This window comes from Paenibacillus sp. 102 (assembly GCF_039549175.1).
Taxonomy (GTDB): domain Bacteria; phylum Bacillota; class Bacilli; order Bacillales; family Bacillaceae_G; genus Bacillus_A.
On record NZ_JBCGHT010000002.1, the window covers coordinates 321,371 to 345,929 of the forward strand.

Consider the following 24,559-nt stretch of genomic DNA (forward strand, 5'->3'; position numbering starts at 1 on the left):
TGTTTATTCCATCCAATTTTAGCCAAAACTAATAACGAAAGGAGGTAGAAAAGAAATGACATTACAATCTTTCATGATTAGTACCCTTTCCTTTTTAGCTTCGTCACTAATCTTTTATACTGTTGGCTATGTCTTACTATTAGATTTTTTACCAAAGCATCTATTTATTATTCTTATTATTCTTTCTGCTCTTATGATTTCCTACCTTATTACACGAAAATCACTAAATGAGCCATCTACAAAAACAAAATAATAGAGTGGACCTCTTCGGTCCACTCTATTATCATTTCCTAGGAAAGAGTTTCGCTATCTTTGCAAATTCATTTTTTCACCATAATCTTTTACAATTTGAATAATATTTTGAAATGCGCCTACTTTTTCTTTTTTATGATTTAATACTTGCAAATCATAATTATCGTAGTAAGTTTCTAATGCTTTTATTTGAGAAACTGAAGCATTCTCTATTGGTACAACAATACTCACTTCATATTGTTTATACCCCTCTTTTACCTTCTCACCTTTCATTATTTCACTTGTTTTCTTTCCAATCACTTGTTGTACTTTAGCAGGAAAAGTCAACTGAAAATAGTACTCTGTTTCTTTTTCCAGTATTTTATATAAAGGATCCGAAATTGTATAAAATACTGTATAATTTATGTTTTTTTCATTTGTTTTGATGTGAAAAGCGGTAATTTGCAAATCCTTTTTTGTCACTTCTGTTAATACATTCACTTTTGTATCATCACTTGTTGATTCAGGAGCAAGTGGGAGTATTGATAAAAGTTGTTCTGTATCAGATTTTGTAAGCATATACGTACCTTTTTCATCTTGTAACCAACCTTTCCGATCTTCTCCTCTTAACCATGCACGATATGTTTTCTTCTTTCCGTTGTTCTCAATTTGAATTTCGTACTCTGGCTCTCCAAAACTCCCTGTTATTTGTTGTTTTTCAGCCTTATTCATAATATCCACTACTTTCTTTGCTTCCTCTTGCTTTAAAACCTTTTCGACCTTTCCTTTCTGCATAATTGTTACTTGTATACTTTCCTGCATAGAATTCACCGTCTCTTCTACTTGTTTTTTCTCCTTTTTTTGTTCAACTTGGCTACACGATACTAATAAAAAAATAAATAGCATTAACAAACATTTTCTGCTCACTCCGAATCCTCCTATGTAGAATAATAAGAAAAGCTTATTATCGTTGAAAATAAAATAAAAACGTTATGTATGATGAAATGAGATATACTAAACACGAAGGGAGGTTTTCATATGTCTATGAATTTTCATGATGCGAATAATAAGTACACCTACGCCACACGAGATGCAGATTTTTCTTGGTGTGAAACGATTCAAAATATAATTGGTATGCGCGATAAAAACATAATCGATATTGGCTGCGGTGGTGGTATTTATACGAAAGAACTAGCTCTTATGGGAGCTAGCAATGTCGTTGGTTTCGATTTTTCCGAAAAAATGTTGCAAGCAGCAGCAGAAAATTGCACTTCCTTCCAAAACATCTCATTCATTCACGGTGATGCCCACCATATGCCGTTTACTAATGAAACTTTTGATATTGTGATTTCTCGTGCTGTTATCCATCATTTACAAGACATCCCGAAATTTTTGCAAGAGGCCTCACGTATCTTAAAGAAAGATGGAATGCTTATTCTTCAAGATCGCACCATTGAAGATTGTACAATTCCCGGAAGCCCAGAACATATTCGTGGATATTTCTTCTCCATCTATCCGAAGCTCATTCAAATAGAGGAAAAACGAAGACCGAAAGCAACGCACGTGCAGCAATTAATAGCACAAAACGGCATGCACCCACTTCCCCTTCAAACAATGTGGGAAATACGAAAAATCCATGATTCCATTGGAGCACTACTACAAGATTTATCACCACGAACAGGCCGATCTATTCTATACGAATTAACGGATAATGAACTTTCTCAGCTTCTACATCATATTCATACTGAGCTACACAACATAGCTCCAATTATCGAACAAGATCGCTGGACCATTTGGAGTGCCACAAAATCTGAAGAAAGCCTCACATGATTTTGTGAGGCTTTCTTCATAACCTAATTTTGCAACACTCTTGATATCCTCCACTTCTGGCCTGTGCACTTCCACACTTTGAACATACTAAATACCTAGATTGACTTGCCAACAAACTACCTTTTTGAAAGAGTAACACTTCTGCTTGTTTAAACGAACGCGAATAATATAACCATATGAAACCACAAATTACTATAATTCCAAACAATACACCCATCGCAAGCATTTCCGTCACCTCTTTTTTGTTTGTTCTTTCCAGCAAGTGGATTGTAGTATTATTCTCTATCGATAAAAAAGATTCCTGCTTTTCTCGCTTCAATTGTCATATTTCTCAAAAATTTTTACATTCCCTCTATACTTTTACGTACTTTTTACAAAAGATTCTCTCTCACTCCTCATACAATAAAGTGAAACTTTAATCAACCTTCACCAATCGAGCTTTTACGGACAGTTCATCACCTACCTAACCGCTGAATTTTGAGATGTAAATATTACTGTCCGCAAATAGCGGGATAAAAATCCACAACCTAAAATAAGTTTAATAGAGGAGTGTTAATATGAACTATTTTCTATTACTTCCTTTTCTTATTCAACTGATTTTTTCCTCTCTATTCTCTCCTTCTCTACCTACTGACGTATCCGTGCAAATTCTTGGACTCAATGATTTTCACGGCCAATTAAATACCACTTCAATATTGCACGGTAAAGCTGTAGGACGCGCTGATTATATAGCCGCTTATATTCAATCCTACCGCGATAAAAACCCTAACACCTTACTTGTTCATACAGGAGATATGATTGGCGGGAGTCCTCCGATTTCAGCACTGTTTCATGATGAACCAACGATGGAATTTTTAAATTATCTTCAATTTGATGTTGGTACAGTAGGAAACCATGAATTTGATAAAGGTCCTATTGCTCTCCAACAACTAATTAGTGGTGAACTCACTACACAAAAAAATTCGTTTTCATTTTCAGGTAGTTCATTTCCTTATGTATGCGCCAATGTTTTAGATAGTAGCACGAAAAAGCCACTCTTCTCTCCCTATACAATTAAATGGATTGATGGTATTCCAATCGCCTTCATTGGCGTCGTTACAAAAGATACTCCATTTTTAACGATGCATACGAATATGTCCTCTGTCCTCTTTTTGGATGAAGCTTCTTCCATTAACTCCCATGTACGTCAACTACAAAAGAAAGGTATTCATGCATTTGTTATTCTTGCCCACCTTGGTGGTAATACAACAGGTGGTAACACAAACGGAGCTTTAGCTGATTTGGCAAATCAGTTAGATACTGACGTGGATATTATATTCGGTGGGCATAGCCACTCTTATATAAATGGAAATGTAAACGGAAAACTACTTGTTCAAGCATACTCATATGGAAAAGCCTTTTCAAACGTAACTGTTACATTAAATCGTCAAACAAAAAATATTACAAAGAAAGAGGCAACAATTGTCCCAGTCTATCAAAATGCGCTTTCTCCTGATTTACATATAAAAAAACGGATAGATTCTTACACCTCAAAGATTCACTCTAAAGTAGATGAACAACTAGGAGTAACCGAATATGAGTTAACACGGGATCAAAATGAACACGGTGAATCAAAATTGGGAACCTTTCTTGCGATAGCTCAGCGTCAAACTATGCAAGCAGACATTGCTTTTGTAAACCCTGGAAGCATCCGGCATAATTTACAAAAAGGAAAAATTACATGGGAAGATACTTTCCTCATACAACCATTTGGCAATCCATTAATTAAAATGGAGCTATCTGGAAAAGAAATTCGAACGGTTTTGCAAGAACAATGGCAGGACGACACTCGCATACTACAAGTGTCAGGCATTCGCTATAGTTGGAAAAATAATGTTATCCAAGCAATTTCATTAGAGAACGGGACACCTTTGCAAGACGATCAAACATACTCTGTTGTAGTTAATTCTTTTTTAGCAAATGGGGGAGATAAATTTACAACTTTCAAAGGAGGAAGAAATCGCACTGAAGGCCCGTCAGACCAAGAAGCTTTTGCAAATTATATTCGCTCTATTTCTCATATAGATACATTCCCTCAAAATTTTATTCAAAAAATCTATTGACTTTATGAATAAAACATGTGAAAATACTGTCAGAATACTTGAACAAAATTCATTGACGAGAACGAGTACGTTATAAAGCTGTTCCCCAGAGAGTTGGCATTTTGCTGAAAGCCAATGTTCAGTGCGTAACCGAAAATCATCTCCGAGAAGTAGAACCGAACGATGTAGTAAGTTCTTACCGGTCGTCCCCCGTTACAAGGAACACGTATCATGTTGTACGTTGTAAAGCCGTATACATATAGATGTAATTCTACGTGTATGAACTAGGGTGGTATCGCGGGTAAATATAACTCGTCCCTTTTTAAGGGGCGAGTTTTTTGTGTTCCTACAGATGAATTTTTATAAAAAGGAGGAAAAACAATGAACACTGTATCAAAAAAACATGTTTTTTTCACGGGTCTTATGCTATTTTCTTTATTTTTTGGAGCAGGTAATTTAATTTTCCCTCCAATGCTTGGACAAAATGCTGGTGAACACTTTTGGCCAGCAATGTTTGGATTTTTACTAACAGGGGTTGGCCTGCCACTATTAACGGTTATTGCAATCTCTCTTTCAGGTAACGGTATGCAGCAGCTTGCAAGTCATGTCCACCCAATGTTCGGAATTTTCTTTACAGTCATCGTATATATTGCAATTGGCCCTTCTATGGGAATTCCACGTGTCGCTAATGTCGCTTATGAAATGGGCGTTAGTTCCTTTCTACCAGAAGCAATTCGTACCAGTGGATTCACATTATTTGTTTATACAATCATTTTCTTTGCCATTGTATATTGGCTCAGTTTAAACCCTTCTAAACTAGTAGACCGAATTGGAAATGTGTTAACACCTATTTTATTACTTTCTATTTTCTTATTATTTGTAAAAAGTGTATTTACACCACTTGGACAATCTGGTCCAGCAATGCAAGAGTATCAAACTTCGCCTACTTTCAAAGGATTTATGGAAGGGTATTTAACAATGGATACAATTTCAGCTCTTGCATTTGGGATTATCGTCGTGAATGCAATCCGATCAAAAGGTGTAGAAGATCGCAAGGCAATCGCAATCGCAACGACAAAAGCAGGGCTTATTGCAGCTACAGGGCTCGTACTTGTATACGGAGCACTTGGGTGGCTAGGTGTAACTAGCGTTTCACTCGGATATGCCAAAAATGGTGGACAATTACTTACAGTTATCGTTCAACAATTATTCGGTCCATACGGCCTTTCCTTATTAGCGCTCATCGTTACACTTGCTTGTTTAACAACATGCGTTGGACTTGTATCTGCATGTAGCCAATATTTCTCAACTTTATTTACAAAATTTTCATACAAAAGTCTAGCAGGTATAATTTGTGTATTAGGACTTCTAGTAGCAAACCTAGGCTTAACAAAAATCATTGCAATCTCTGTTCCAATTTTACTAGTTGTATATCCAATCGCTATAGTGCTTGTACTACTATCACTACTTCATAAGTACTTCGGTGGCTATCGTTCTGTTTATGTTGGCTCTTTAATTGGAGCTGCAGTCGTAAGTATATTTGATGGATTAAAACAAGGGAATGTGCCTGTGACATTCATTACTTCTTACTTTGAATCCATCCCATTATATAACGAAGGAATCGGTTGGGTCTTACCCGCACTAGCTGGTGCAATCATCGGCCTTGTAGTCGCGAAGTTAAAAGGTACAAAACCAGTACCACTAATGGAAACTCCTTCTGAACCTAAAGCATCCTAGTAAAAAAAACTCCCATATATAAGGGAGTTTTTTTATATTTGATAAGAAGTATGATTAAAACTACTTACTTTATATGCTTTTGTATAATACTCAAGGTTCGTATCAACTGTTTCTACTTTTACAACATCATAATATTCTGTTTGTTTTACTAAAAACAAATAATATTCTTCTGTCGCTTCAATTATTGCTATACAATCTGTTTCAATATCATATTGCTCATTTAGTGCTTGCAATGCATTCACGTAATTCCCTAACTTTTCTTTTTTACTCTGTTCAAATATTGTTTGAACTAACATACGCTCTCCCCCTTTGTATGTAGTATTTCTAATTAAATGATAACGCTTTCAAATATATGCGTCAATAAAGAAAACTCCCACTAATGAAACAAGTCATCTCCAGTGGAAGCTCCATCTTATTTTGTTAATTGATGTCTAAATGCATAAATAACCGCCTGCGTACGATCACTTACATTTAATTTATTTAATATATTACTTACATGTGTCTTCACAGTTTTTAATGCAATAAATAGCTCATCCGCAATTTCTTGATTACTTTTTCCCTCTGCAATTAATAATAAAATTTCAGACTCTCGTTCTGTTAAATCTTCATGAAGAGGTTGTTCTTTCTTTTGACGCATACGCGACATCATTTTCCCAGTAACCTTTGGCTCAAGTACTGTTTCCCCATCATAAGTCGCCCTCACTGCATCAGCAATGTCACTTGCTCTTGAGGTTTTTAATAAATAACTTGTTGCCCCAGCTTCAATAACAGGATACAGCTTTTCATCGTCTAAAAAGCTTGTCACGACTACAATTTTTGCTTCTGGCCATTCTTGGATAATAGCACGTGTCGCTTCAACACCATCCATTTCATCCATGACGAGATCCATTAAAATAATATCCGGCTTTAATGCTAATGCTAACTCTGAACCTTTTCTTCCGTTTTCAGCTTCTCCAACCACTTCGATATCCGGCTGAGTTGATAAATACGCCGATACACCCATCCGCACCATTTCATGATCATCAACAAGCAATACTTTAATCATGCTACTCCTCCTCTCTCTCTATCATAATTGGTACTTTCACTTCAATTTGTGTACCTTTATTCGGAAAACTTAATACCTTTAATGTTCCACCAATTTCATGGACACGCTCTTGCATAGACCTTAGACCATATGATCCAGCTTTATTGACACCTACTTCAAACCCAACACCATCATCAATGATTTTTAAAATTGCATATTGATCAATTTGACGAAGACGAACCTCCGTTTTCTTTGCTTTGGCATGTCGCAATGTATTAGACAATGCTTCTTGTACAATACGGAATAAATGATCTTCCACGCCTTTTTTTAATTGGATTGGCTCAATCAACCATTCAATTTTCATATGTTGTTTTCTAGAAAGTTCTGTTAACAGTTCTTCTATACCTTCTGTTAATTTTTTACCCTCTAGTTGCACAGGACGTAAATGAAGAAGCAATGCTCGCATTTCTGATTGTGCATTGACAACCATACTTTCTACAAGCTGCAATTGTTTTTTGGTTGTTTCTGGAATTTGAGCTACTTGTTCATTAATAGCTGACATCATCATAGACATTGCAAAAAGCTGCTGACTCACTGAATCATGCAGTTCCCTTGCTAATCGATGCCTTTCTTGAGAAATCGCTTCTTGTCTCATTTCTTCATTCCAATGAGCTCGTTCATTCGTTACTTTTTGAAATAATCCGGCCTGTTCCTCTAATCTTCGAGCCAACGCAATGACTTTTCGCTCTACTTCATGAAATTCATCTTCCGCAGTAAACGAAACATCCTTTGGGAAATTACCTCTCTCTACCTCAAACAAGAAAGTATTTAAGCCTTGAATACGCTGCTGCATATAATACCCAATCGCATACCCTACAATTCCGCCTATAAGAAGACTTGTACTTATGATTAACAAGCCAATTGGAACAGAAGCAATGGATTCTTTCCATAATAAATCATATACATCTTGGCCGCTTTTCCATACATATACAACTGTACAAATAAGTGCAATGCTAACAGAAGAGAACATAGAATAACGAATGTACATCCATGAAATATTTCCTTGCTTTTTCATTATACTTTCCTCACTTCCGTATCGCCTACGACAAGCGAAGAAATAATTTTAATACGTCGAGGAGCTTCTTTGTACTGTTCTGTCTTAAACGTAACATTTCGATTAAAACCTGTTTCTTCATGCCCCGGAAGCAAAACTCTTCCCATGATGACAGAATGGTTTAAAGATAGTTCAATATCATATGGAACATACAAACGAATGTTACCAATGACACCCCGAATAACAATAACTGTTTCTCCTTCTGGAATCATTGCCGTCGTCAAATCAATTTCAACATCACCGACTCCGTACTGGACATTAATATCTTCTAACTCATAAATATGGTCCATCATTCTTATGTTACCAACCATTATATTCTTTAGGTATGGTTCTGTACGATAGATTTGTTTTTCTTCATCTATATATCCTTTTTCCTTAATTTCTACTTGTATAGTTTTTGGCTTCTGCTGTCCTTGAATAAGCTGATAACCAATGAAAGCTAAGCAAGCAAATACAACGAGCACGAAGGCTGCCGATGAAAACAGGAAGAATAAAAAAACAATCCCCCCGACAAATAAAAACACATTCCCTCTCACATAACGATTCTTTTTTCGATAGTGCCTTCCAAACATAATCATAATAAACGCAAAAATAAGGGCACCCGGTTCAAAATGTCCGAGAACCATATCAAGAAAAAGTCCAAATCCAAATATGATGAGGAGCATCCCCACTAGTTGTGATTTTGAAAATTGTTTCTTCATTTCAGCTCCCCCCTTCTTATTACATATAAATAGAAGAAAAAGGTATTGCTTTCCAACACCTTTTCTTCTATCACTATATCATAAGCTCGTTTTATAATATACTACAATTATTTTATTACTTCTTTGTCTAAAGATACTTCATTTTTTTCTTTCATTTCGCGTTCAAGCTTTGCAATTTTCATATCAAATGTATCACGCTCATGATCTTCATTCATGCGAAGCTCTAAATCACGAATGTGATCTTCAATTTCTTCAAATCGTAAGAACGGATTATTCTCATCCATTTTATGAAGAGCCGTATTCATACGACGGTTCGCATGGGCCATATTTTCGCGTGCCATTAATTCCATACGCTTTGCATTCATTTCTTTTAACTTATTTTTCATTTCAGAAAGACGGCGTTCTAACTCATCAATTTGCTCTACTACACCTGCATACATCTCTTCTAAGCGTGATACTTGCCCTTCATAGTATGATACTTCTTCTAATGCACGTTCATGCAATTGGATTTCTCCTGCTTCTTGTGCAATTACAGCTTGCTTTGATCGCTTATTTACGAAATAACGAGCCTGCTCAAGTTCACGAGCAAAGTTAGATTTTAATGTTTTATGACGCTCGATTAACTTTTCAATTTTTGTTATTTCACGCTCACTATCACGTAAATATTGATTTAACATAGCAATTGGATTTTTTCTTTCTTTCTCATCTAAAACATTATGAAAATCTGCTAAAATCGCATCGCGTACACGTCCGAATAAAGATTGTTTCATTCTAATCTTCCTCTCTTCTACTCTAAAGTTTTTTCATTTAAATTCATTGTTTATTTTTCTACATATAAGTCGCTGTCACAAAGAACAAAAGGTGACTTACACTGGTTTTCTCTCACTGTTTTCACTTGGCATGGGACAAAAAGAGGATCTGACCGCTTCTATGCATGGCCGGATGCTCTCTCCCACCTAAAAAGAAAGAGTTTATTTTGTTTTTTGATTTGGATTTATATATTAGTTTTTCATTAACTTGTTCCACTCATCTTCAAAGTTGCTATATGGTTTAGCTCCTTCTGAAGCAGAATCAACTACTACATCTTTTTCTTTTTTCCACTCACGGTATCCGTAGTATAGAACGACTAATGCTGCGATACCGATTAATGCTGGGGAATGAGAAAGGGCGATTGACAAGCCGATTAAACCAGCAATACCCCAAGCTAACTTTCCAAAAAATGATTGTGCTCGCACAAATGATTTATAGCTCCAGTACACAATCCCTGCTCCAATTGCGAACCCTACAATACCAGCAAGACTACCAAGAGCAATTAAAGCCAAAATACCGGCTGCGATAAACGCTAGAAATTGTTTCATCTTGTGCTTGCCTCCCTTCGATTTGATACTCTTATCTTAACTATTTTTTCGTTTTCCCATAACGAGCTTAAGAACCGTTTTCAAATCAGACTTAAGACCTATTTCAGGTCAGCCCTACATGGTGATGGAATATAAAACAAGCTGGGAGCTAAAAAGAATAGACTTAATAAAAGTATCAATTCCTTTAATTAGAATATATATTTAAAATTTTTATTAAGCCTTATGAAATTCTTGTTGCATCCTATAAGCCCTTTTCACATTGTAAATCAAAGAGCGATTCATAAAGAAAGAGGATGCCTTATACAAGACATCCTCTTCTTTACGCTGTTTTATGATATTGCTCTTTTTCTGCTACCTTCGAAAACCGAGGGAAACCAATTAAAATAGAAACTATGCCACAAACTCCAACCAAAATCGGATAAAACGCATATGGTAGCAATTCAACCGGTGACAATGCCGCAAATCCTGCCGCCGTTAACATTTGCGCACCATATGGAACTAATCCTTGTACACAACATGAAAAAAGATCTAATACACTCGCTGATTTTCTTGGATCAATTTCATATTGATCGGCAATATTTTTTGCAAGTGGACCCGTGAATATAATAGAAATTGTGTTATTCGCTGTACAAATATTTGTCAGACTAACTAAACTAGCGATTCCAAATTCTGCACCTTTTTTCGAACGAATATTACGTGTTAATGTATTCATTAAATATTGAATACCACCATTATATTGAATGATTTCAACCATTCCACCGATTAAAATTGCTAGTAATACAAGCTCCATCATTCCATTTATCCCTGTTGTAACACTTTTAAAGAAGCTAGCTAATGTGTAGCTTCCATCAATAAGACCAATAAAACCTGATAGAACCGTTCCGCCTGCTAACACAACAAGCACATTCCATCCAAGTAAAGCTGTAACAAGCACAACCGCATACGGCAATATTTTCACCCAGTCAAATGTGTGAGCTTTGATTTCTGTATGATTTCCTAATGTAAGGAAAACCAATACTATAATTGTAATAATTGCAGCTGGTAAAACAATTAAAAAGTTTGTTTTAAACTTATCTTTCATTTCCGTACCTTGTGAACGAACTGCTGCAATTGTCGTGTCAGAAATAAACGATAGATTATCACCAAACATCGCCCCGCCAACAACTGTTGCCATCGTTAACGCAATAGAAATATCTGTTTGCTGGCTAATCCCTACTGCAATTGGTGCTATCGCTGCAATAGTCCCCATCGAAGTTCCCATTGCTAATGAAATAAAGGCACCTATAACAAAAATTCCTGCAACGATAAACCCTTGTGGTAAAATAGATAGCGCTAAATTAACTGTAGAGTCAACCCCGCCCATTCCTTTTGCTGTTTCAGAAAACGCACCAGCAAGTACAAAAATCAAAACCATAATCATAATATCCGGATTACCAGCCCCTTTGGCAAACCGTTCTACTTTTGATGTAAAGCTTTCTTTTCTGTTCATCACTAATGCAGTCCCTACAGCAATTAAAATAGCTACAAGTATCGGCAATTTATAAAAATCCCCTGTAATGATTCCAGAGCCAATAAATAGCGCTAAGAATATTCCAAGAGGTAATAATGCTAAGCCATTTCCCTTCATTTGTTTCAAAATAACATCTCTCCCTAGTTCTAAACCTTTTCTATCTTATAACAAAAGACCTCTTCCCAAAAGAAGAGGTCTTATACATCTATAAGAAACACTCTCCTCATCTATCAAGCACATGCTTGCTGGATTTGGCACAGCACTCTGTTGCGAGTCCGCTGCCGAGGCATCGTAGGGCCAGTCCCTCCGCCTCTCTTTATAAGAAGGTTTCATATTTTATTTTTAATAATAATTTCTTCCCTAACTTTACTCGCTTACAAATCAAAAGTCAATTATTATTTATGTAAAAATCATTGGTATTTTTTGATATTTATACAAAAATACGAATAAATCAAGCTTTCTGTAAAAAAAAATATTATTTTAATTTTTCAATTTCTGTTTCTAAAACTGTAATCCAAGAAAAATTCTCTTTTCCAATTGCTTCAATAATCCAACTAGCTGTATTCCAAGCTACTTTATATTCTTCTTTCGAAATATCTCCATCCATATACGCTGTTTCTAATTCATCTTCATCCAACAAATATACATCACCATTTGGTAATAGCACTACATCCAAATATAGATCATCAAAATACGGCATACCTCGTTCATCTATTTTATATTTTTCCGCCACATCAATATAATACTGTACTAATTCCATTCTTTCATTTAACATAGCTGTAATTGCAAAGTTTTTATCATTTATAAAATATTGCACCCACGTATATCCATCGTTTACAATACAAAGCTCTCTATCGTTGTACTCTTTAAAACTAGGCTCTTTCACTTTCAGCATATGCAATATTCCTAACATACCTTCTCCTATGTTCTTCACCGTATACGTCTTCTCTATTAATCGCTCCCAAGAAGAACCGTTTCCGTACTTCCGTTTCATTACTCTCCGCTCCTTTTTCTATATAGAAAAGCTCTCACATAATATGTGAGAGCTTTTCGAATAATAATTAAGCTACTTGCTGTTTTTGAGAAATCTCTTTTACATAAGCTTGTCCTTTTGCATCGTCATATTGACCTTCCCATTTAGACATAACAACAGCTGCTAAAGAGTTACCTACTACGTTAACTGCTGTACGAGCCATATCTAAAATACGGTCAATACCTGCGATAAATGCTAATCCCTCTGCCGGAATACCTACTGTACCTAATGTTGCTAATAATACAACAAATGATACACCCGGTACACCCGCAATCCCTTTAGATGTAACCATTAATACAAGCAATAATGTAATTTGCTGCGTAAGAGATAAATCAATGCCATACATTTGCGCTAAGAAAATCGCTGCAATGGCTTGATATAAAGTTGATCCATCTAAGTTAAATGAATAACCTGTCGGAATAACGAAAGATGTAATTGCTTTCGGACAACCGAACTTCTCCATTTTCTCCATGATTTTCGGTAAAACCGTTTCTGAGCTTGCAGTAGAATACGCTAAAATAAGCTCGTCTTTTAAGATCTTAAAGAATTGGAAAATGTTAATACCAAATATTTTCGCTGTAAGTCCTAATACTACTACCACGAAGAAAATCATGGATCCATAAACAACAATCACTAGTTTACCTAATGGAATTAATGAAGCAAGACCAAATTTAGAAACCGTTACACCAATTAAAGCAAATACACCAAACGGTGCGAATTTCATAACTTGGTTTGTTACATAAAACATTGAATCCGCTACACCTTGGAAAAATTGAAGAACCGGTCTTCCTCTTTCACCGATTGCTGCAATCCCTAAACCAAATAGTACAGAGAAGAAAATAATAGCAAGCATATCACCTTTTGCTAATGATTCTACAATATTTGTCGGAACAATGTTTACAAATGTATCAGCAAAAGAGTGACTCTGCACTTGCTCTGTCGTTTGCGTATATTTAGAAATATCTGTCTTTGTTAACTCATCCATATTTACGCCTTTTCCTGGTTGGAAAATATTCGCTACCAGTAGACCAACAACAATTGCAACTGTTGTAATAATTTCAAAATAAAGAATTGTCTTTCCGCCTAATCGTCCTAGCTTTTTCACATCACCAACGCCAGCAACGCCAACAACAATGCTCGCTACGACAATCGGTACAACAATCATTTTAATTAATCGGATGAAAATATCACCAATTGGTTGTAAGTATCCTGCAACTGCTGTATTGCCATAAAAAATCGCCCCTACTGCAATACCAAGCGCAAGTCCTATTAAAATTTGCCATGCAAGTCCTATCCTTTTCATACTTGCTGCAACCCCCTTCTTAGATGCTCTAACTCTACATTTCTTTTTTCTATAAAACTAAGAAATTAAGAGTATTACATATTATTCGACAATTCACTACATTTTTTGTCCCTGTTAAAAATGATAAATCAAAAAATGAAATCTGACAACAAAATAAGTTTGCGTGAACGCAAATAATTTTCTTGACAAAAATAAAACCCATGTCAGAAAACCTAACATGAGAACGATTCCTTAAAGTGTTTATCAATGTTCTCTCTCCTTTATTCTCATTACATCAAACGACATAATATACAAAAATTACCTCATTTCCGACAATTCATAGTACATTTATAAAACTTTCTTTACATTATGATTACAACAATAGACAGTATTCTTCCAATTATGATATATACATCATAGGGAAAGGAGCTAGACCACTATTATGAAAAAGAAATTTGTAGCTTTCAGCGTCTTAGCAGCAGGCACTATTTTTGTTTCCCCGTTGCTACCATCAGTACATGCGGAAACAAGTCAAGATAAATTATCTAATATTCAATCCGAATTAGAGGATAACCAACAAGAATTGCAGAACAAGTCAGTAGAAAAAGAACAGATGGAAAAAGAAATAAAAGACTTACAAAAAAAGATTGATGAATTAACAGCTTCTATCAATAAAAATGAAGCTGATTTAAATGATATAAAAACAGAAATTAGCAAAACACAACAAACAATTGCCGAGAAGAAAAAACGTATCGAGCAATTGCAAACAAATATTGACACTCGTCAGGACGTCATTAAACAACGACTTCAATCCATGCAAGAAAAACCTCGAACAAATATCGTAACTGAAGTATTAATGAACTCAAACAATTTTGCAGATCTTGTTGATAATATGTATTCTGTTAGCTTGATTTTAAACAACGATACAGAAATTGTAAAAAAACAAACAACCGATCAAGAAACTGTAAAAACAGAAAAAGAAGCTGTTGAAAAAAAAGAACAACAACTGAATGAATCAAAACAAAAGTTGGAGCAAAAACAGCAAGAACTTCAAAAAAACCAGCAAGAACAACAAGCACTTATTAGCGATTTACACGCCAAAGTATCCACAGTAGATTCTGAGATTGAAGGTTTAGAAGAATCAAAAGGCATTTTAGAAAATCAACGCCAAGCTGTTCAAAAAGCAATTGAGGAAGAAAAACGAGCTGAAGAAGCACGAAAGGCAGAGGAAGCTCGTAAAGCTGAGGAAGCACAGAAACAGGCTTCACAAGCCGCTTCTGCTAAGGAAGGTGTACAAGCTGCTCCAACACCACAAGATACAAATAAAAGTGGCTTTATCAAACCAGCAACCGGAAGATTCAGTTCAGGATTTAACGATCCTTCACGAGGTCACCACGCTGGTTTAGATATCGCAGCTTCTGGTACAGTACCAATTGCAGCCGCTGCTGATGGTGTTGTAATTCGATCTGATATGTCATCTAGTTATGGAAATGTTGTCTATTTATCACATCGTATGAACGGCAAAACATATACAACAGTATACGCTCATATGAGCAGCCGCTCTGTATCTGTCGGACAAACTGTAAAACAAGGACAACAATTAGGCTTCATGGGAAACACTGGACAATCTACCGGTCAACATTTACATTTTGAAATTCATATTGGTGAATGGAATGTAGGTAAAACAAACGCAGTAGATCCAGCACCTTATATTTAACGGCAAAAAACTCGGCGCATGCCGAGTTTTTTATATAAATAACCTAAATGTAGTTATACTGTCCCGTCCGTCATTTTTTAACAATATATGGCATCATATATATTGTTAAAAACACCATTTACCTAACGATTATAATGAATACAACTACAAAACTAAAATCAAATTAAAAAGCGGGGAAAGACCCCCGCTCATTTTGTAAACATTTTAAACACACCAATTGCATTTAAAAATACAATCACTACCGTTACCGGAATAATATAGCGTAGTAAGAAAAACCACACGTTAAATAATGTCTTCCCTTTCGTCTCTGTCACTTCTAACTCTTTCATTAATAAGTCTTTACTCATTTTATTTGGTACAAACAATGAAATTGCTAGTACCCCTAGCGGCAGCAATATATTACTTACTGCAAAATCCACTAAGTCAAAAAATGTTTTTCCAAAGACTTTCACATCACTCATAACTCCAAATGATAACGCTGATGGAATTCCAACCGCAAAAATGAGTAATCCAATAATAAATGATGCTGAAGGACGTTTTTTCTCATTATCTTTTGCTACAGATGCAACAACAATTTCAAGCATTGAGATTGCAGAAGTTAACGTTGCAAAGAAGAATAAAATTAAAAACATAATAAAGAAAAATTGTCCGAATGGTATTTTCGCAAATACAGCCGGAAGAATAATAAACAATAATCCTGGTCCTTCTGTCGGTTTAACCCCTAATGCGAATATCGCAGGAAAAATTGCTAATCCTGCAAGTACTGTAATAAAAACTGTTAAGCTTACAATTGATGTTGCTGATTTCGCTAAATGCTCTTCTTTCTTTAAGTATGAGCTATACGTTACCATTACCGAAGCTCCTACTGTTAATGAAAAGAAGGATTGTCCCATCGCATACAAAATCGTATCAGCTGTTAACTTTGAAAAATCCGGTTTTAAGAAAAATTCCACACCAGCCCACGCCCCATCAAGTGTAAGAGCACGAATAATAATAGCAATAAATAAAATAAATAATAGGGGCATCATATACTTACTTGCTTTTTCGATTCCTTTTTCTACACCTTTACTTACAACAAAAATGGTACAGAGCATAAAGATTAGCTGAGCACCTACTGCACTAGCAGGATTGGAAATTGTTTGTTCAAACAATTTTCCGTATTCCATCGCTCCGCTCCAAAAGTTTCCTGTCACACTATAATATAAATATAATAAAATCCATCCACCTACGACACTGTAAAAGGATAATACACTAAAACAAGTGACAACACCCATACGACCAATCCATGGATATAATTTACTATTTGGTACTAATAGTTTATATGCAGTAACCGCTTCTTTTTGCGTACTACGACCAATAACAAACTCCGCTAAAAGAAGAGGCATACCAATAAATAACGTTAATAATAGGAAGACTAGAAAAAATGCTCCTCCCCCGCCATTACCTGCAACGTATGGAAACTTCCATATTGCTCCAAGTCCTACTGCGGCTCCGGCTGCTGCGAGTACAAAACCAATTTTCGACGTCCATTGCTGTGTTTCTTTCATCGTAATTTCTCCTTTTCTGAATATTTATATTTTTCTTAATTATACACTTTCATTTCATACTCGCCCACCTCCTTTAGAAAATAAAAAAGTCCCCTACACGCTACTATGCATGTAGAGGACGATATATGTAATAGAATACCGTGGTACCACCTCAATTGGATCAACAATCCCACTTGTTCAGGTACAGGAAAACTTCCGATACCCTATCCTTTTAACGGCGGAACCCGGGTTGCCTACTAATCTGTTCAGCATACCTCTCGCAAGCCCATTCTGTATATTTTATCGTACCGGGCTCACACCTTACCCCAGCTCTCTGAACGCATCAAATATACGTACTCTTCTTGCTCATCGATTTCATCTATTGAAGTTACTTGTGATTATAGAGTAGATTGCTATATTTGTAAAGAAGAATTTAATTTATTCTTTTATACACCCTTTCTTCTAGCTCTTGTAAAAACTTTTCCCTTTTTTGTTGATCTTGAATATACTCAGACTTCAATACTTCTTGTAATAAACTATTCTGCTTTCTTTTTTCTAGAGACAATTTCTTCACTTTCATTCTCACTTCATATAAAAAATCAAGGTAATCTTCATATACCTCATCGTATTTCGCCGCAATATCATCCCGAATTTTTTTCGCAAGTTTTGGACTGGCACCTCCAGTAGAAACGGCAACATTAAGCTTCCCTCGATGAACAGCCGCCGGAAAATGAACATTTCCGCTTTCGGGGTTAGTAATTACATTAACAAGCTGGTTTAATGATGTATCTTTCGCAATAGATTCATTTAATTTTGAATCACTTGTAGCTGCCACTACTAAAAAAGCACCTTCTAGATCACTTTTTTCATAATCTTTTTGAAACCAAAGAATTTGCTTCGATTCTACAAGCTTTACTAAACTCGCATCTAATTCACGACTCACTACAACTATATTTGCTCCTTCTTTTAGTAAAGGAGCAATTTTAAATGATGCCACTTTGCCACCGCCAATGACAACAACATGTTTCTTTTCAATTCGTACTGTAAGTGGATACATGCTCATCTCCCCTTAAAATTTCTTCCGTCTTCTGAATCAACATCTCTTGAAATACATGATTTCTTCCTAAATAAGGACTTACATATATATTCAAATAACTATAATTGCGAACTTCTCGTTCAATATGTTTCATTAACAATCCTGTAAATAATAAATAAGGAAGAACGACGATGTTCTCATTAACTCGTTGTACAACTTCTTTTAACTTTTCCTCAAATTGTGGCTCTGCTGCAGCTAAATAACATACTTCTACTTTTTTAATTTTCTCTTCTTTCTCAAACAAAGAAGCAATACGGTTCATATCTTGCAACGTCTCAGGATCACTACTCCCCCTTGCAACAAGCAATAAGGTCACTTCACTTTCTAACGCTTTAATGCCGCTTCCCTCATATGTAGCTGCTACAAGGGGTTCTGAAACACCAAACGGATTTCCGTAAGTAATTGCAATGTGGGGATATTTATTTTGCATTTTTTGAAGTTCATTTGGAATATCTTCTTTCACATGTCCTGCTGCTAATAAAAAGACAGGAACAACTACAATTTCTGTTGCTCCTCTTCTTACGCAATTAGCAAAACCTTCTGAAATAAAAGGCCTTGCTAACTCTAAAAAACACAGTTCTTGAATAGGCGCTGATACATGGTTCATACAAGAAGAAACAAAACCTATCGCTTCTTCCTGCGCCTCTCGCAGTCTACTTCCATGGCATATATATAACACAGCTTTCATTTTATAACACTCCGCTTACTGGATACGTAATGTCCGCCTGCTGTTCAAACCAATGGATTTTTTCACGAAAACGAACAACTTCTCCAATCACAATCATACTCGGATTTTGAATCTGTTCTTTTTCAGCAATCGTTACAATTGTCCCTAACGTTCCTGTAATGGTTCGCTGAGATGATGTCGTTCCCCATTCTACAATAGCAACTGGTGTGCCTTCCTCTTTCCCATGTTTCAAAAGTTGTTCACATATATAAGGAAGATTACTTACTCCCATATAAACTGCAAGCGTGTCGACACCTTTTGCTAAGTTTTCCCACTTCACTTCTTCTTCAGCACCTTCTTTTCGGTGCCCTGTCACAACAGCAAAACTTGCGCTCGCATCCCGGTGCGTTACAGGAATACCCGCATATGCAGAAGCAGCTATCCCTGCTGTAATACCAGGTACAATTTCAAACGGAATACCATGCTTCGCTAACGCTTCTGCTTCTTCACCACCTCTTCCGAATACAAATGGATCTCCGCCTTTTAATCGCGTTACAATTTTTCCTTTTTTCGCATATTTAACAAGAAAGGCGTGAATGGTTTCTTGTTTCATCGTGTGATAATTTGGTAGTTTCCCGCAATATATTAAGTCAGCCTCTGGTTTGGCATAAGAAAGTAACTCTTTATTTACAAGGCGATCATATAAAATAACATCCGCTCGTTCGATACACTTTACTCCTTTTACAGAAATTAACTCTGGATCTCCCGGCCCTGCACCAACAATATATACTTTTCCCATCATCTCTCCTCATTTCTACTATAAAGTGAAACTTCCATTCCTATTACGAATGGAAGTTTCTATTCAAATCGATGTCATTTTGTATTACAATATCTCCTACTCATGAATAACAAATGCTGCACCTTTGCGAATCTTCTTTTTTTCATGCAGAGCGATTTCCTTCACTTCTGGCAGCGGTAAAAAATACTTCTCTAATTCTACCTCAACAAGTCTAAATGCCTGTTCCTCACTTTGTGCAACAACTACTACAGGAACAACACCATTTGCCAACACTGCTTCAAAACGATACAAATCCATATTGCTCCCTCCTAAGATGCAATCACTTCTTCTAAAATTGTATTTAACGTGGATTGTAAATTTTCTACTCCAACGCGTTCTGCAAACTCATAAAAAGTTTCAGCTGGCAGTTTATGCTCTTTAAAGTATGTTAAAAACGATACAAGAACATCCGGAAGGTCTTCCCCATCAATCTTTCCTTTTAATTTTTGGTTATAAACACCACCATCTAATAACGTACCACCTACGTAAATTTCAAACGCTTCAACAATTCCTTTTTCTTTCGTCTTCAATTTCACGCCTTGTAATCCGATATCCGCAATCTGCCTTTGACCACATGAATTCGGGCATCCCGTCATATGAATACGAACTGGTACATCAAGTACAAGTTGTGTATCTAAATAGTCGGCAATATTTCGTAAGCGCGCTTTTGTTTCTACCAATGCAAGATTACAATACTCAATTCCCGTACAAGAAACTGCATACCCAATGAATGATTTTGGTTTTGCTGAAATCGATTCAAACAATGGTTCTTGTAAAAGTGCCTCAACGTTTTCTTTAGGAATATTTGGAATAATAAAATTTTGCGAATTACATGTGCGAATCTCGCCATTTCCGTACTGCTTCGCAATTCTAGCAATTTCAAACAACTCCTCAGAATGCAAGCGACCAACAGGTACGTTAAAACCAACGTATGATAAATCACCTTGTTTTTGCTTATGAACACCGTAGAAATAACCTGCATTCCATCCTTTTAAAGCATCGTTCCCTTTATTGTGTAAAGGCTCTGTATATTCTAATAATTTTTCCTTGAATTTTTCCGCACCCCAATCAGCAACTAAAAATTTCAAACGTGCTAAATGTCGCTTTTCACGATATCCGAAATCACGGAAAACTGTAGCAATTGCAATTGCTACCGACTTCACTTGTTCAGGCAGTATGAATAAATCTAACTCCTGCGCTAAATACGGACGGGCAGATAATCCCCCACCTACTCGCAAATGAAATCCTTCTACTGTTTTTCCATCAATCTCTTTTGTAGCTGGAATAAAGGCAGCACAGTTAATTTCCGCATTTGCTGCATTATATACGTTTGTGCTAATTGACATTTTAAATTTTCGAGGCAAATTCGAAAATTCTTCATTATGTTGGAAGAACTCGTATACCTCTTTTACAATTGGTGCTGTATCAAATAATTCATCACCATCGATACCAGCAAGGGGATTCCCAATAATATTTCTTGTAATATCACCACAAGCTCCTGCTGATGATAACCCTACTCTTTCTAAGCGGTTAAAAATATCTGGTATTTGACCAATTTCAAGCCAATGGAATTGAATCGCCTGTCTTGTAGTAATATCAAGAACATCACGACCATAATCTTCTGCAATAGAAGCCAATACTTCAACTTGTTCATTCGTTAAAATACCAGAAGGAATATTCACACGCATCATGAAATACCCTGCCTCTTTTGGGCGTTGCAAATATAGCCCTGCCCATTTAAAAGAATCCCACTCTTCTTTCGGAATAGAATCAAATCCATTTTCAGCATAATACGGAATCGCTTTAAAAATTGCTAAGCCATCTTTTTCTAATTTCTTTTTCTCTGTAGCATTTAACTTTTCATTGTTTGCCCACACTTTTTCATAACTCATTTTTATTCCCCCTATATAAAGCTACGCTCTTGTAAGTAACCGATAATTTGTTCTGCACATTGTTCGATTGAATAAAGATGTGTTTCTACTACTACTTCTGCCTCTACAGGTTCTTCATACGGCGAGTCAATACCAGTAAATTGCTTAATATCGCCTTGTCTCGCTTTTTTATAAAGTCCTTTCGGATCACGTTTCTCACATTCTTCTATTGGACACTTTACAAACACTTCAATAAACTCATCTTTTTTGAGAATATCTCTTACTTGCTGGCGATCCACTCGAAATGGAGAAATAAATGCTGTTAGTACAATTGTCCCTTGATCTACAAATAACTTCGCCACTTCACCAATCCGGCGAATATTTTCTGTCCGATCTCTTTCGGAAAATCCTAAATCTTTATTCAAACCATGACGAATATTATCGCCATCTAGTACATAATTCCCAATATTTTTTTCGAACAATTTCCTAGCAACCGCATTTGCTACTGTTGATTTTCCAGAAGCTGATAACCCTGTGAACCAAAGTACAAAGCTGTGGTGACCACTTTTCTTTCGTCTTTCTTCTTTTGAAACAGATGCTGTATGCCAAGTTATATTTACGCCCATCTTACTCTCTCCTTATTTTGTTACGACTTCTTTTTGTAAACCACGAATTAATATTTCTACAACTTCTTTACGGCTAAATGTACTTGGTGGTATCTCTCCATTTCGCAACATTTCTCTTACTTTTGTTCCCGATAAAATAACATGCTCTTCTTTACTATGCGGACATGTTTTCGTAGAAGCCATCGCTTCACATTTTGTACAGTAAAAGCTATGCTCAAAAAAGAGCGGTGTAATCCCTAACTCTTCTACTGTAAAGTTCACAAAAATCTCTTGCGCTTCGTACGTACCGTAATAATTTCCTACCCCAGCATGATCACGCCCCACGATGAAATGTGTACAGCCAAAGTTTTTTCTAACCAGTGCGTGAAATATCGCTTCACGTGGCCCTGCATAACGCATTGCTGCCGGAAAAACACCTAAAAAGACACGATCTCTCGGATAATAATTTTTCAAAAGCACTTCATAACTTTCCATACGCACATCAGCCGGAATATCGTCTGATTTCGTTTCACCGACAAGTGGATTTAAAAATAAACCGTCTACAATTTCCAGTGCAGACTTTTGAATATATTCATGCGCACGATGAACAGGATTTCTCGTTTGAAACCCCACTACCGTTTTCCAGCCGCGCTTTGCAAACTCTGCACGCGTTTCGCTTGGATCTAAATGATAAGAAGCAAACTTATCATTTTCAAAGCGCTTTACAAGCGTGATTGCTCCTCCAACATAAATATTCGGTCTATCATATAATTTTTTCACACCTGGATGGGCAATATCAGTCGTTTTATAAACAAGCAATGCTTCTTTCTCTTTATCCGGTGTAAAAATATTTTCTATTTGAATAACACCATACGTGATTCCTTCTTTAACAAGACGAACCTCTTCACCAATTTTTAATTGCTTCGCCTTTTCTTCCGTTATTGGTAACGTAATAGGGATACTCCATACACTACCGCTTACTAAGCGCATTGTTTCAATTACAGATTGATAATCCTCTTTCCCTAAAAATCCTGTAAGCGGACTATAACCACCTATCGCAAGAAGCTCTAAATCACTTAAAGCAATTTTGTCTAATTCAATTTCTTTTGCGATACTTTTTGTGTCATATGTTTCATCAACACGATTTACTAATATGTTTGTTTTACTCATTTTTCTGTCCGCCTCTTTCACATATATTTAAAATCAATCATGACCTTATTGATAATGAAGACCACATTCCGTTTTCATCTTTCCAGCCCATCGTCCGTCCCTTGAATCTCCACCTTCTCCCACAGGCAACGTGCATTTTTCACACCCTATACTTGGGTAACCAATGTCGTGTAATGGATTGTAAGGTAAATCATGCTTATATACGTAACGCCATACTTCCTTCCACGTCCAATGAATAAGTGGACAAATTTTAATAGACTGAAAGCGATGATCTTGATTGATAAACCTTGTATGTTTACGTGTTTCAGATTGTTCCCTTCTTAGCCCTGATATCCACGCTTTTCCATTCGATAAAGAGTCTTCAAGCGGTAAAATTTTTCTTAGTTTACAGCAAAGATTGGGATTATGTTCCCACAGCTTATCTCCATGTTTTTTTGCTTGCTCCTCAAGCGTAAGCGAAGGTTGCTTTTCAATAATTTCGAGATCTGGAAACCTTTCGCGTACTCGTTTAATTAAATCGTATGTTTCTTGAAAATGAACATTTGTATCTAAAAAAACAACTTTCGCAGATGGATTTACTTGGTTTATAAGATGTAACAAAACCATCCCCTCTACCCCAAAGCTACATGCGTATACAATTTCACCTTCATAATGTTTATAAGCCCACTCTAATACTTGCGACGCTCCCTTTGTTTCATCTTTCTCAGAAAAAGAAACGAAATCCTCTTCCCACGTTTCATACGTTAACATTCTCTTTCCCCCTGTAACGCAAAAAGGCGGTTTTAACCTAATAAAATAGGTTAAAACCGCCTCTAGTTTTTCTAGTCAGCGTTTTTACTTTAAGCGTACTTTTTCACTTTTTTCAAGCTGAATCACTTTTCCATCTTGCACAACAATTGTAATGGAACCATATTTCATATCCGCAAGCATCGTTTGAATTTTCTCAGCTACTTCGTCAAAATGACCACGCACTCCCACGAACAGCCCCCCTTTTCATTCATAAAAAAAATCTTTTCCATTTCGAAAAGACTGTTCGGTAATATATTTTACCTTATCTTTCAAAATGGATACCATTTTGCTGGACTTAGCACCTTGCTCCTATAAGCAGGTTGCCGAGCTTCATCGGGCCAGTTCCCTCCGCTTCTCTTGATAAGCTTTGTATTTGTAT

26 protein-coding genes, 2 riboswitches and 2 other annotated features are annotated in these 24,559 nt (G+C 36.2%); of the genes, 5 read left to right on the forward strand and 21 right to left on the reverse strand.

Annotated elements, in window-relative coordinates:
- Nucleotides 1-55: 55 nt before the first annotated feature.
- Nucleotides 56-253 (forward strand): hypothetical protein, encoded by a 198-nt coding sequence (locus tag AAIE21_RS07575; RefSeq protein ID WP_343266196.1) that lies wholly within the window; start codon nt 56-58, stop codon nt 251-253.
- A gap of 53 nt (nt 254-306) precedes the next feature.
- On the opposite strand, the gene AAIE21_RS07580 is transcribed toward AAIE21_RS07575, so the two are convergent.
- Nucleotides 307-1,158 (reverse strand): YhfM domain-containing protein, encoded by an 852-nt coding sequence (locus AAIE21_RS07580; protein ID WP_343266197.1) that lies wholly within the window; start codon nt 1,156-1,158, stop codon nt 307-309.
- 111 nt (nt 1,159-1,269) lie between these two features.
- Here AAIE21_RS07580 and AAIE21_RS07585 point away from each other — a divergent pair, with 111 nt between their 5' ends.
- Nucleotides 1,270-2,061: a class I SAM-dependent methyltransferase gene (locus AAIE21_RS07585; protein WP_343266198.1), complete on the forward strand. Its 792-nt coding sequence runs from the start codon at nt 1,270-1,272 to the stop codon at nt 2,059-2,061.
- Nucleotides 2,062-2,077: 16 nt separating this feature from the next.
- Here AAIE21_RS07585 and AAIE21_RS07590 read toward each other — a convergent pair whose 3' ends face one another.
- The gene (locus AAIE21_RS07590) at nt 2,078-2,287 is read right to left on the reverse strand and encodes a hypothetical protein (RefSeq protein ID WP_343266476.1); all 210 of its coding nucleotides are present in this window, start codon (nt 2,285-2,287) and stop codon (nt 2,078-2,080) included.
- 331 nt (nt 2,288-2,618) lie between these two features.
- Between AAIE21_RS07590 and AAIE21_RS07595 the strand changes: the two genes are divergently transcribed.
- The gene (locus AAIE21_RS07595) at nt 2,619-4,163 is read left to right on the forward strand and encodes a bifunctional metallophosphatase/5'-nucleotidase (protein ID WP_343266199.1); all 1,545 of its coding nucleotides are present in this window, start codon (nt 2,619-2,621) and stop codon (nt 4,161-4,163) included.
- Nucleotides 4,164-4,206: 43 nt separating this feature from the next.
- Nucleotides 4,207-4,465, forward strand: a binding site (T-box leader).
- Between the two features lie 58 nt (nt 4,466-4,523).
- A complete protein-coding gene (brnQ3, locus tag AAIE21_RS07600; protein ID WP_343266200.1) occupies nt 4,524-5,879 on the forward strand; it encodes a branched-chain amino acid transport system II carrier protein BrnQ3 in 1,356 nt (451 codons plus the stop codon).
- A gap of 32 nt (nt 5,880-5,911) precedes the next feature.
- Here the strand turns inward: brnQ3 and AAIE21_RS07605 are convergent, their stop codons facing one another.
- The 9 genes from AAIE21_RS07605 to gltP all read right to left on the reverse strand — a co-directional run bounded on the left by AAIE21_RS07605 (nt 5,912) and on the right by gltP (nt 13,922).
- Entirely contained in the window at nt 5,912-6,175 is a 264-nt protein-coding gene (locus AAIE21_RS07605) for a DUF3992 domain-containing protein (RefSeq protein WP_343266201.1), read from the reverse strand.
- A 116-nt stretch (nt 6,176-6,291) separates the two neighbouring features.
- Entirely contained in the window at nt 6,292-6,924 is a 633-nt protein-coding gene (locus AAIE21_RS07610; RefSeq protein WP_343266202.1) for a response regulator, read from the reverse strand.
- 1 nt (nt 6,925) lies between these two features.
- Complete coding sequence (locus AAIE21_RS07615; protein ID WP_343266203.1) at nt 6,926-7,978, reverse strand: sensor histidine kinase; 1,053 nt, start codon at nt 7,976-7,978, stop codon at nt 6,926-6,928.
- Nucleotides 7,978-8,718, reverse strand: coding sequence for a cell wall-active antibiotics response protein LiaF (gene liaF / locus AAIE21_RS07620; protein WP_343266204.1), 741 nt, complete (start codon nt 8,716-8,718; stop codon nt 7,978-7,980). Before liaF ends, AAIE21_RS07615 begins: the two co-directional genes overlap by 1 nt.
- Nucleotides 8,719-8,825: 107 nt before the next feature.
- Nucleotides 8,826-9,488, reverse strand: coding sequence for a PspA/IM30 family protein (locus AAIE21_RS07625; RefSeq protein WP_343266205.1), 663 nt, complete (start codon nt 9,486-9,488; stop codon nt 8,826-8,828).
- Between the two features lie 231 nt (nt 9,489-9,719).
- Nucleotides 9,720-10,076, reverse strand: a complete 357-nt coding sequence (locus AAIE21_RS07630) for a lmo0954 family membrane protein (protein ID WP_343266206.1) — start codon at nt 10,074-10,076, stop codon at nt 9,720-9,722.
- A 319-nt stretch (nt 10,077-10,395) separates the two neighbouring features.
- Complete coding sequence (locus tag AAIE21_RS07635) at nt 10,396-11,712, reverse strand: Na+/H+ antiporter NhaC family protein (protein WP_343266207.1); 1,317 nt, start codon at nt 11,710-11,712, stop codon at nt 10,396-10,398.
- Nucleotides 11,713-11,806: 94 nt separating this feature from the next.
- Nucleotides 11,807-11,911, reverse strand: a riboswitch (SAM riboswitch).
- A 150-nt stretch (nt 11,912-12,061) separates the two neighbouring features.
- Entirely contained in the window at nt 12,062-12,580 is a 519-nt protein-coding gene (locus AAIE21_RS07640; protein WP_343266208.1) for a ribonuclease FAU-1 family protein, read from the reverse strand.
- A 67-nt stretch (nt 12,581-12,647) separates the two neighbouring features.
- Complete coding sequence (gene gltP, locus AAIE21_RS07645; protein ID WP_343266209.1) at nt 12,648-13,922, reverse strand: glutamate/aspartate:proton symporter GltP; 1,275 nt, start codon at nt 13,920-13,922, stop codon at nt 12,648-12,650.
- A gap of 421 nt (nt 13,923-14,343) precedes the next feature.
- Here gltP and AAIE21_RS07650 point away from each other — a divergent pair, with 421 nt between their 5' ends.
- Nucleotides 14,344-15,618: a murein hydrolase activator EnvC family protein gene (locus AAIE21_RS07650; RefSeq protein ID WP_343266210.1), complete on the forward strand. Its 1,275-nt coding sequence runs from the start codon at nt 14,344-14,346 to the stop codon at nt 15,616-15,618.
- A 188-nt stretch (nt 15,619-15,806) separates the two neighbouring features.
- Here AAIE21_RS07650 and AAIE21_RS07655 read toward each other — a convergent pair whose 3' ends face one another.
- From AAIE21_RS07655 to AAIE21_RS07700, 10 genes are all read right to left on the reverse strand, one after another.
- Nucleotides 15,807-17,165: a sodium-dependent transporter gene (locus tag AAIE21_RS07655; RefSeq protein WP_343266211.1), complete on the reverse strand. Its 1,359-nt coding sequence runs from the start codon at nt 17,163-17,165 to the stop codon at nt 15,807-15,809.
- A 111-nt stretch (nt 17,166-17,276) separates the two neighbouring features.
- Nucleotides 17,277-17,523 (reverse strand) — a binding site (T-box leader).
- Between the two features lie 54 nt (nt 17,524-17,577).
- Nucleotides 17,578-18,201: an NAD(P)-binding protein gene (locus AAIE21_RS07660; protein WP_343266212.1), complete on the reverse strand. Its 624-nt coding sequence runs from the start codon at nt 18,199-18,201 to the stop codon at nt 17,578-17,580.
- Entirely contained in the window at nt 18,176-18,928 is a 753-nt protein-coding gene (locus tag AAIE21_RS07665; RefSeq protein WP_343266213.1) for a sirohydrochlorin chelatase, read from the reverse strand. Before AAIE21_RS07665 ends, AAIE21_RS07660 begins: the two co-directional genes overlap by 26 nt.
- 1 nt (nt 18,929) lies before the next feature.
- Entirely contained in the window at nt 18,930-19,706 is a 777-nt protein-coding gene (gene cobA / locus AAIE21_RS07670; protein WP_343266214.1) for a uroporphyrinogen-III C-methyltransferase, read from the reverse strand.
- A gap of 96 nt (nt 19,707-19,802) precedes the next feature.
- Entirely contained in the window at nt 19,803-20,003 is a 201-nt protein-coding gene (locus AAIE21_RS07675) for a DUF3906 family protein (RefSeq protein ID WP_343266215.1), read from the reverse strand.
- 11 nt (nt 20,004-20,014) lie between these two features.
- Nucleotides 20,015-21,637, reverse strand: coding sequence for a nitrite/sulfite reductase (locus tag AAIE21_RS07680; RefSeq protein ID WP_343266216.1), 1,623 nt, complete (start codon nt 21,635-21,637; stop codon nt 20,015-20,017).
- An 11-nt stretch (nt 21,638-21,648) separates the two neighbouring features.
- Nucleotides 21,649-22,242, reverse strand: coding sequence for an adenylyl-sulfate kinase (gene cysC, locus AAIE21_RS07685; RefSeq protein ID WP_336452664.1), 594 nt, complete (start codon nt 22,240-22,242; stop codon nt 21,649-21,651).
- A gap of 12 nt (nt 22,243-22,254) precedes the next feature.
- On the reverse strand, nt 22,255-23,391 hold the full coding sequence (gene sat, locus AAIE21_RS07690; protein WP_343266217.1) for a sulfate adenylyltransferase: 1,137 nt from the start codon (nt 23,389-23,391) through the stop codon (nt 22,255-22,257).
- A gap of 45 nt (nt 23,392-23,436) precedes the next feature.
- The gene (locus AAIE21_RS07695) at nt 23,437-24,141 is read right to left on the reverse strand and encodes a phosphoadenylyl-sulfate reductase (RefSeq protein WP_343266218.1); all 705 of its coding nucleotides are present in this window, start codon (nt 24,139-24,141) and stop codon (nt 23,437-23,439) included.
- A gap of 84 nt (nt 24,142-24,225) precedes the next feature.
- The gene (locus tag AAIE21_RS07700; RefSeq protein WP_003196202.1) at nt 24,226-24,369 is read right to left on the reverse strand and encodes a YezD family protein; all 144 of its coding nucleotides are present in this window, start codon (nt 24,367-24,369) and stop codon (nt 24,226-24,228) included.
- Nucleotides 24,370-24,439: 70 nt separating this feature from the next.
- Nucleotides 24,440-24,547: riboswitch (SAM riboswitch) on the reverse strand.
- Nucleotides 24,548-24,559 lie beyond the last annotated feature (12 nt).

Excerpts from the sequence above, each read along its gene's own strand:
- AAIE21_RS07575 (WP_343266196.1), top strand. The coding sequence starts at position 56 with ATGACATTACAATCTTTCATGATTAGTACCCTTTCCTTTTTAGCTTCG.
- AAIE21_RS07585 (WP_343266198.1), top strand. The coding sequence starts at position 1,270 with ATGTCTATGAATTTTCATGATGCGAATAATAAGTACACCTACGCCACA.
- AAIE21_RS07590 (WP_343266476.1), bottom strand. The coding sequence starts at position 2,287 with ATGCTTGCGATGGGTGTATTGTTTGGAATTATAGTAATTTGTGGTTTC.
- AAIE21_RS07595 (WP_343266199.1), top strand. The coding sequence starts at position 2,619 with ATGAACTATTTTCTATTACTTCCTTTTCTTATTCAACTGATTTTTTCC.
- brnQ3 (WP_343266200.1), top strand. The coding sequence starts at position 4,524 with ATGAACACTGTATCAAAAAAACATGTTTTTTTCACGGGTCTTATGCTA.
- AAIE21_RS07605 (WP_343266201.1), bottom strand. The coding sequence starts at position 6,175 with ATGTTAGTTCAAACAATATTTGAACAGAGTAAAAAAGAAAAGTTAGGG.
- AAIE21_RS07610 (WP_343266202.1), bottom strand. The coding sequence starts at position 6,924 with ATGATTAAAGTATTGCTTGTTGATGATCATGAAATGGTGCGGATGGGT.
- AAIE21_RS07615 (WP_343266203.1), bottom strand. The coding sequence starts at position 7,978 with ATGAAAAAGCAAGGAAATATTTCATGGATGTACATTCGTTATTCTATG.
- liaF (WP_343266204.1), bottom strand. The coding sequence starts at position 8,718 with ATGAAGAAACAATTTTCAAAATCACAACTAGTGGGGATGCTCCTCATC.
- AAIE21_RS07625 (WP_343266205.1), bottom strand. The coding sequence starts at position 9,488 with ATGAAACAATCTTTATTCGGACGTGTACGCGATGCGATTTTAGCAGAT.
- AAIE21_RS07630 (WP_343266206.1), bottom strand. The coding sequence starts at position 10,076 with ATGAAACAATTTCTAGCGTTTATCGCAGCCGGTATTTTGGCTTTAATT.
- AAIE21_RS07640 (WP_343266208.1), bottom strand. The coding sequence starts at position 12,580 with ATGAAACGGAAGTACGGAAACGGTTCTTCTTGGGAGCGATTAATAGAG.
- gltP (WP_343266209.1), bottom strand. The coding sequence starts at position 13,922 with ATGAAAAGGATAGGACTTGCATGGCAAATTTTAATAGGACTTGCGCTT.
- AAIE21_RS07650 (WP_343266210.1), top strand. The coding sequence starts at position 14,344 with ATGAAAAAGAAATTTGTAGCTTTCAGCGTCTTAGCAGCAGGCACTATT.
- AAIE21_RS07655 (WP_343266211.1), bottom strand. The coding sequence starts at position 17,165 with ATGAAAGAAACACAGCAATGGACGTCGAAAATTGGTTTTGTACTCGCA.
- AAIE21_RS07660 (WP_343266212.1), bottom strand. The coding sequence starts at position 18,201 with ATGTATCCACTTACAGTACGAATTGAAAAGAAACATGTTGTTGTCATT.
- AAIE21_RS07665 (WP_343266213.1), bottom strand. The coding sequence starts at position 18,928 with ATGAAAGCTGTGTTATATATATGCCATGGAAGTAGACTGCGAGAGGCG.
- cobA (WP_343266214.1), bottom strand. The coding sequence starts at position 19,706 with ATGGGAAAAGTATATATTGTTGGTGCAGGGCCGGGAGATCCAGAGTTA.
- AAIE21_RS07675 (WP_343266215.1), bottom strand. The coding sequence starts at position 20,003 with ATGGATTTGTATCGTTTTGAAGCAGTGTTGGCAAATGGTGTTGTTCCT.
- AAIE21_RS07680 (WP_343266216.1), bottom strand. The coding sequence starts at position 21,637 with ATGAGTTATGAAAAAGTGTGGGCAAACAATGAAAAGTTAAATGCTACA.
- cysC (WP_336452664.1), bottom strand. The coding sequence starts at position 22,242 with ATGGGCGTAAATATAACTTGGCATACAGCATCTGTTTCAAAAGAAGAA.
- sat (WP_343266217.1), bottom strand. The coding sequence starts at position 23,391 with ATGAGTAAAACAAACATATTAGTAAATCGTGTTGATGAAACATATGAC.
- AAIE21_RS07695 (WP_343266218.1), bottom strand. The coding sequence starts at position 24,141 with ATGTTAACGTATGAAACGTGGGAAGAGGATTTCGTTTCTTTTTCTGAG.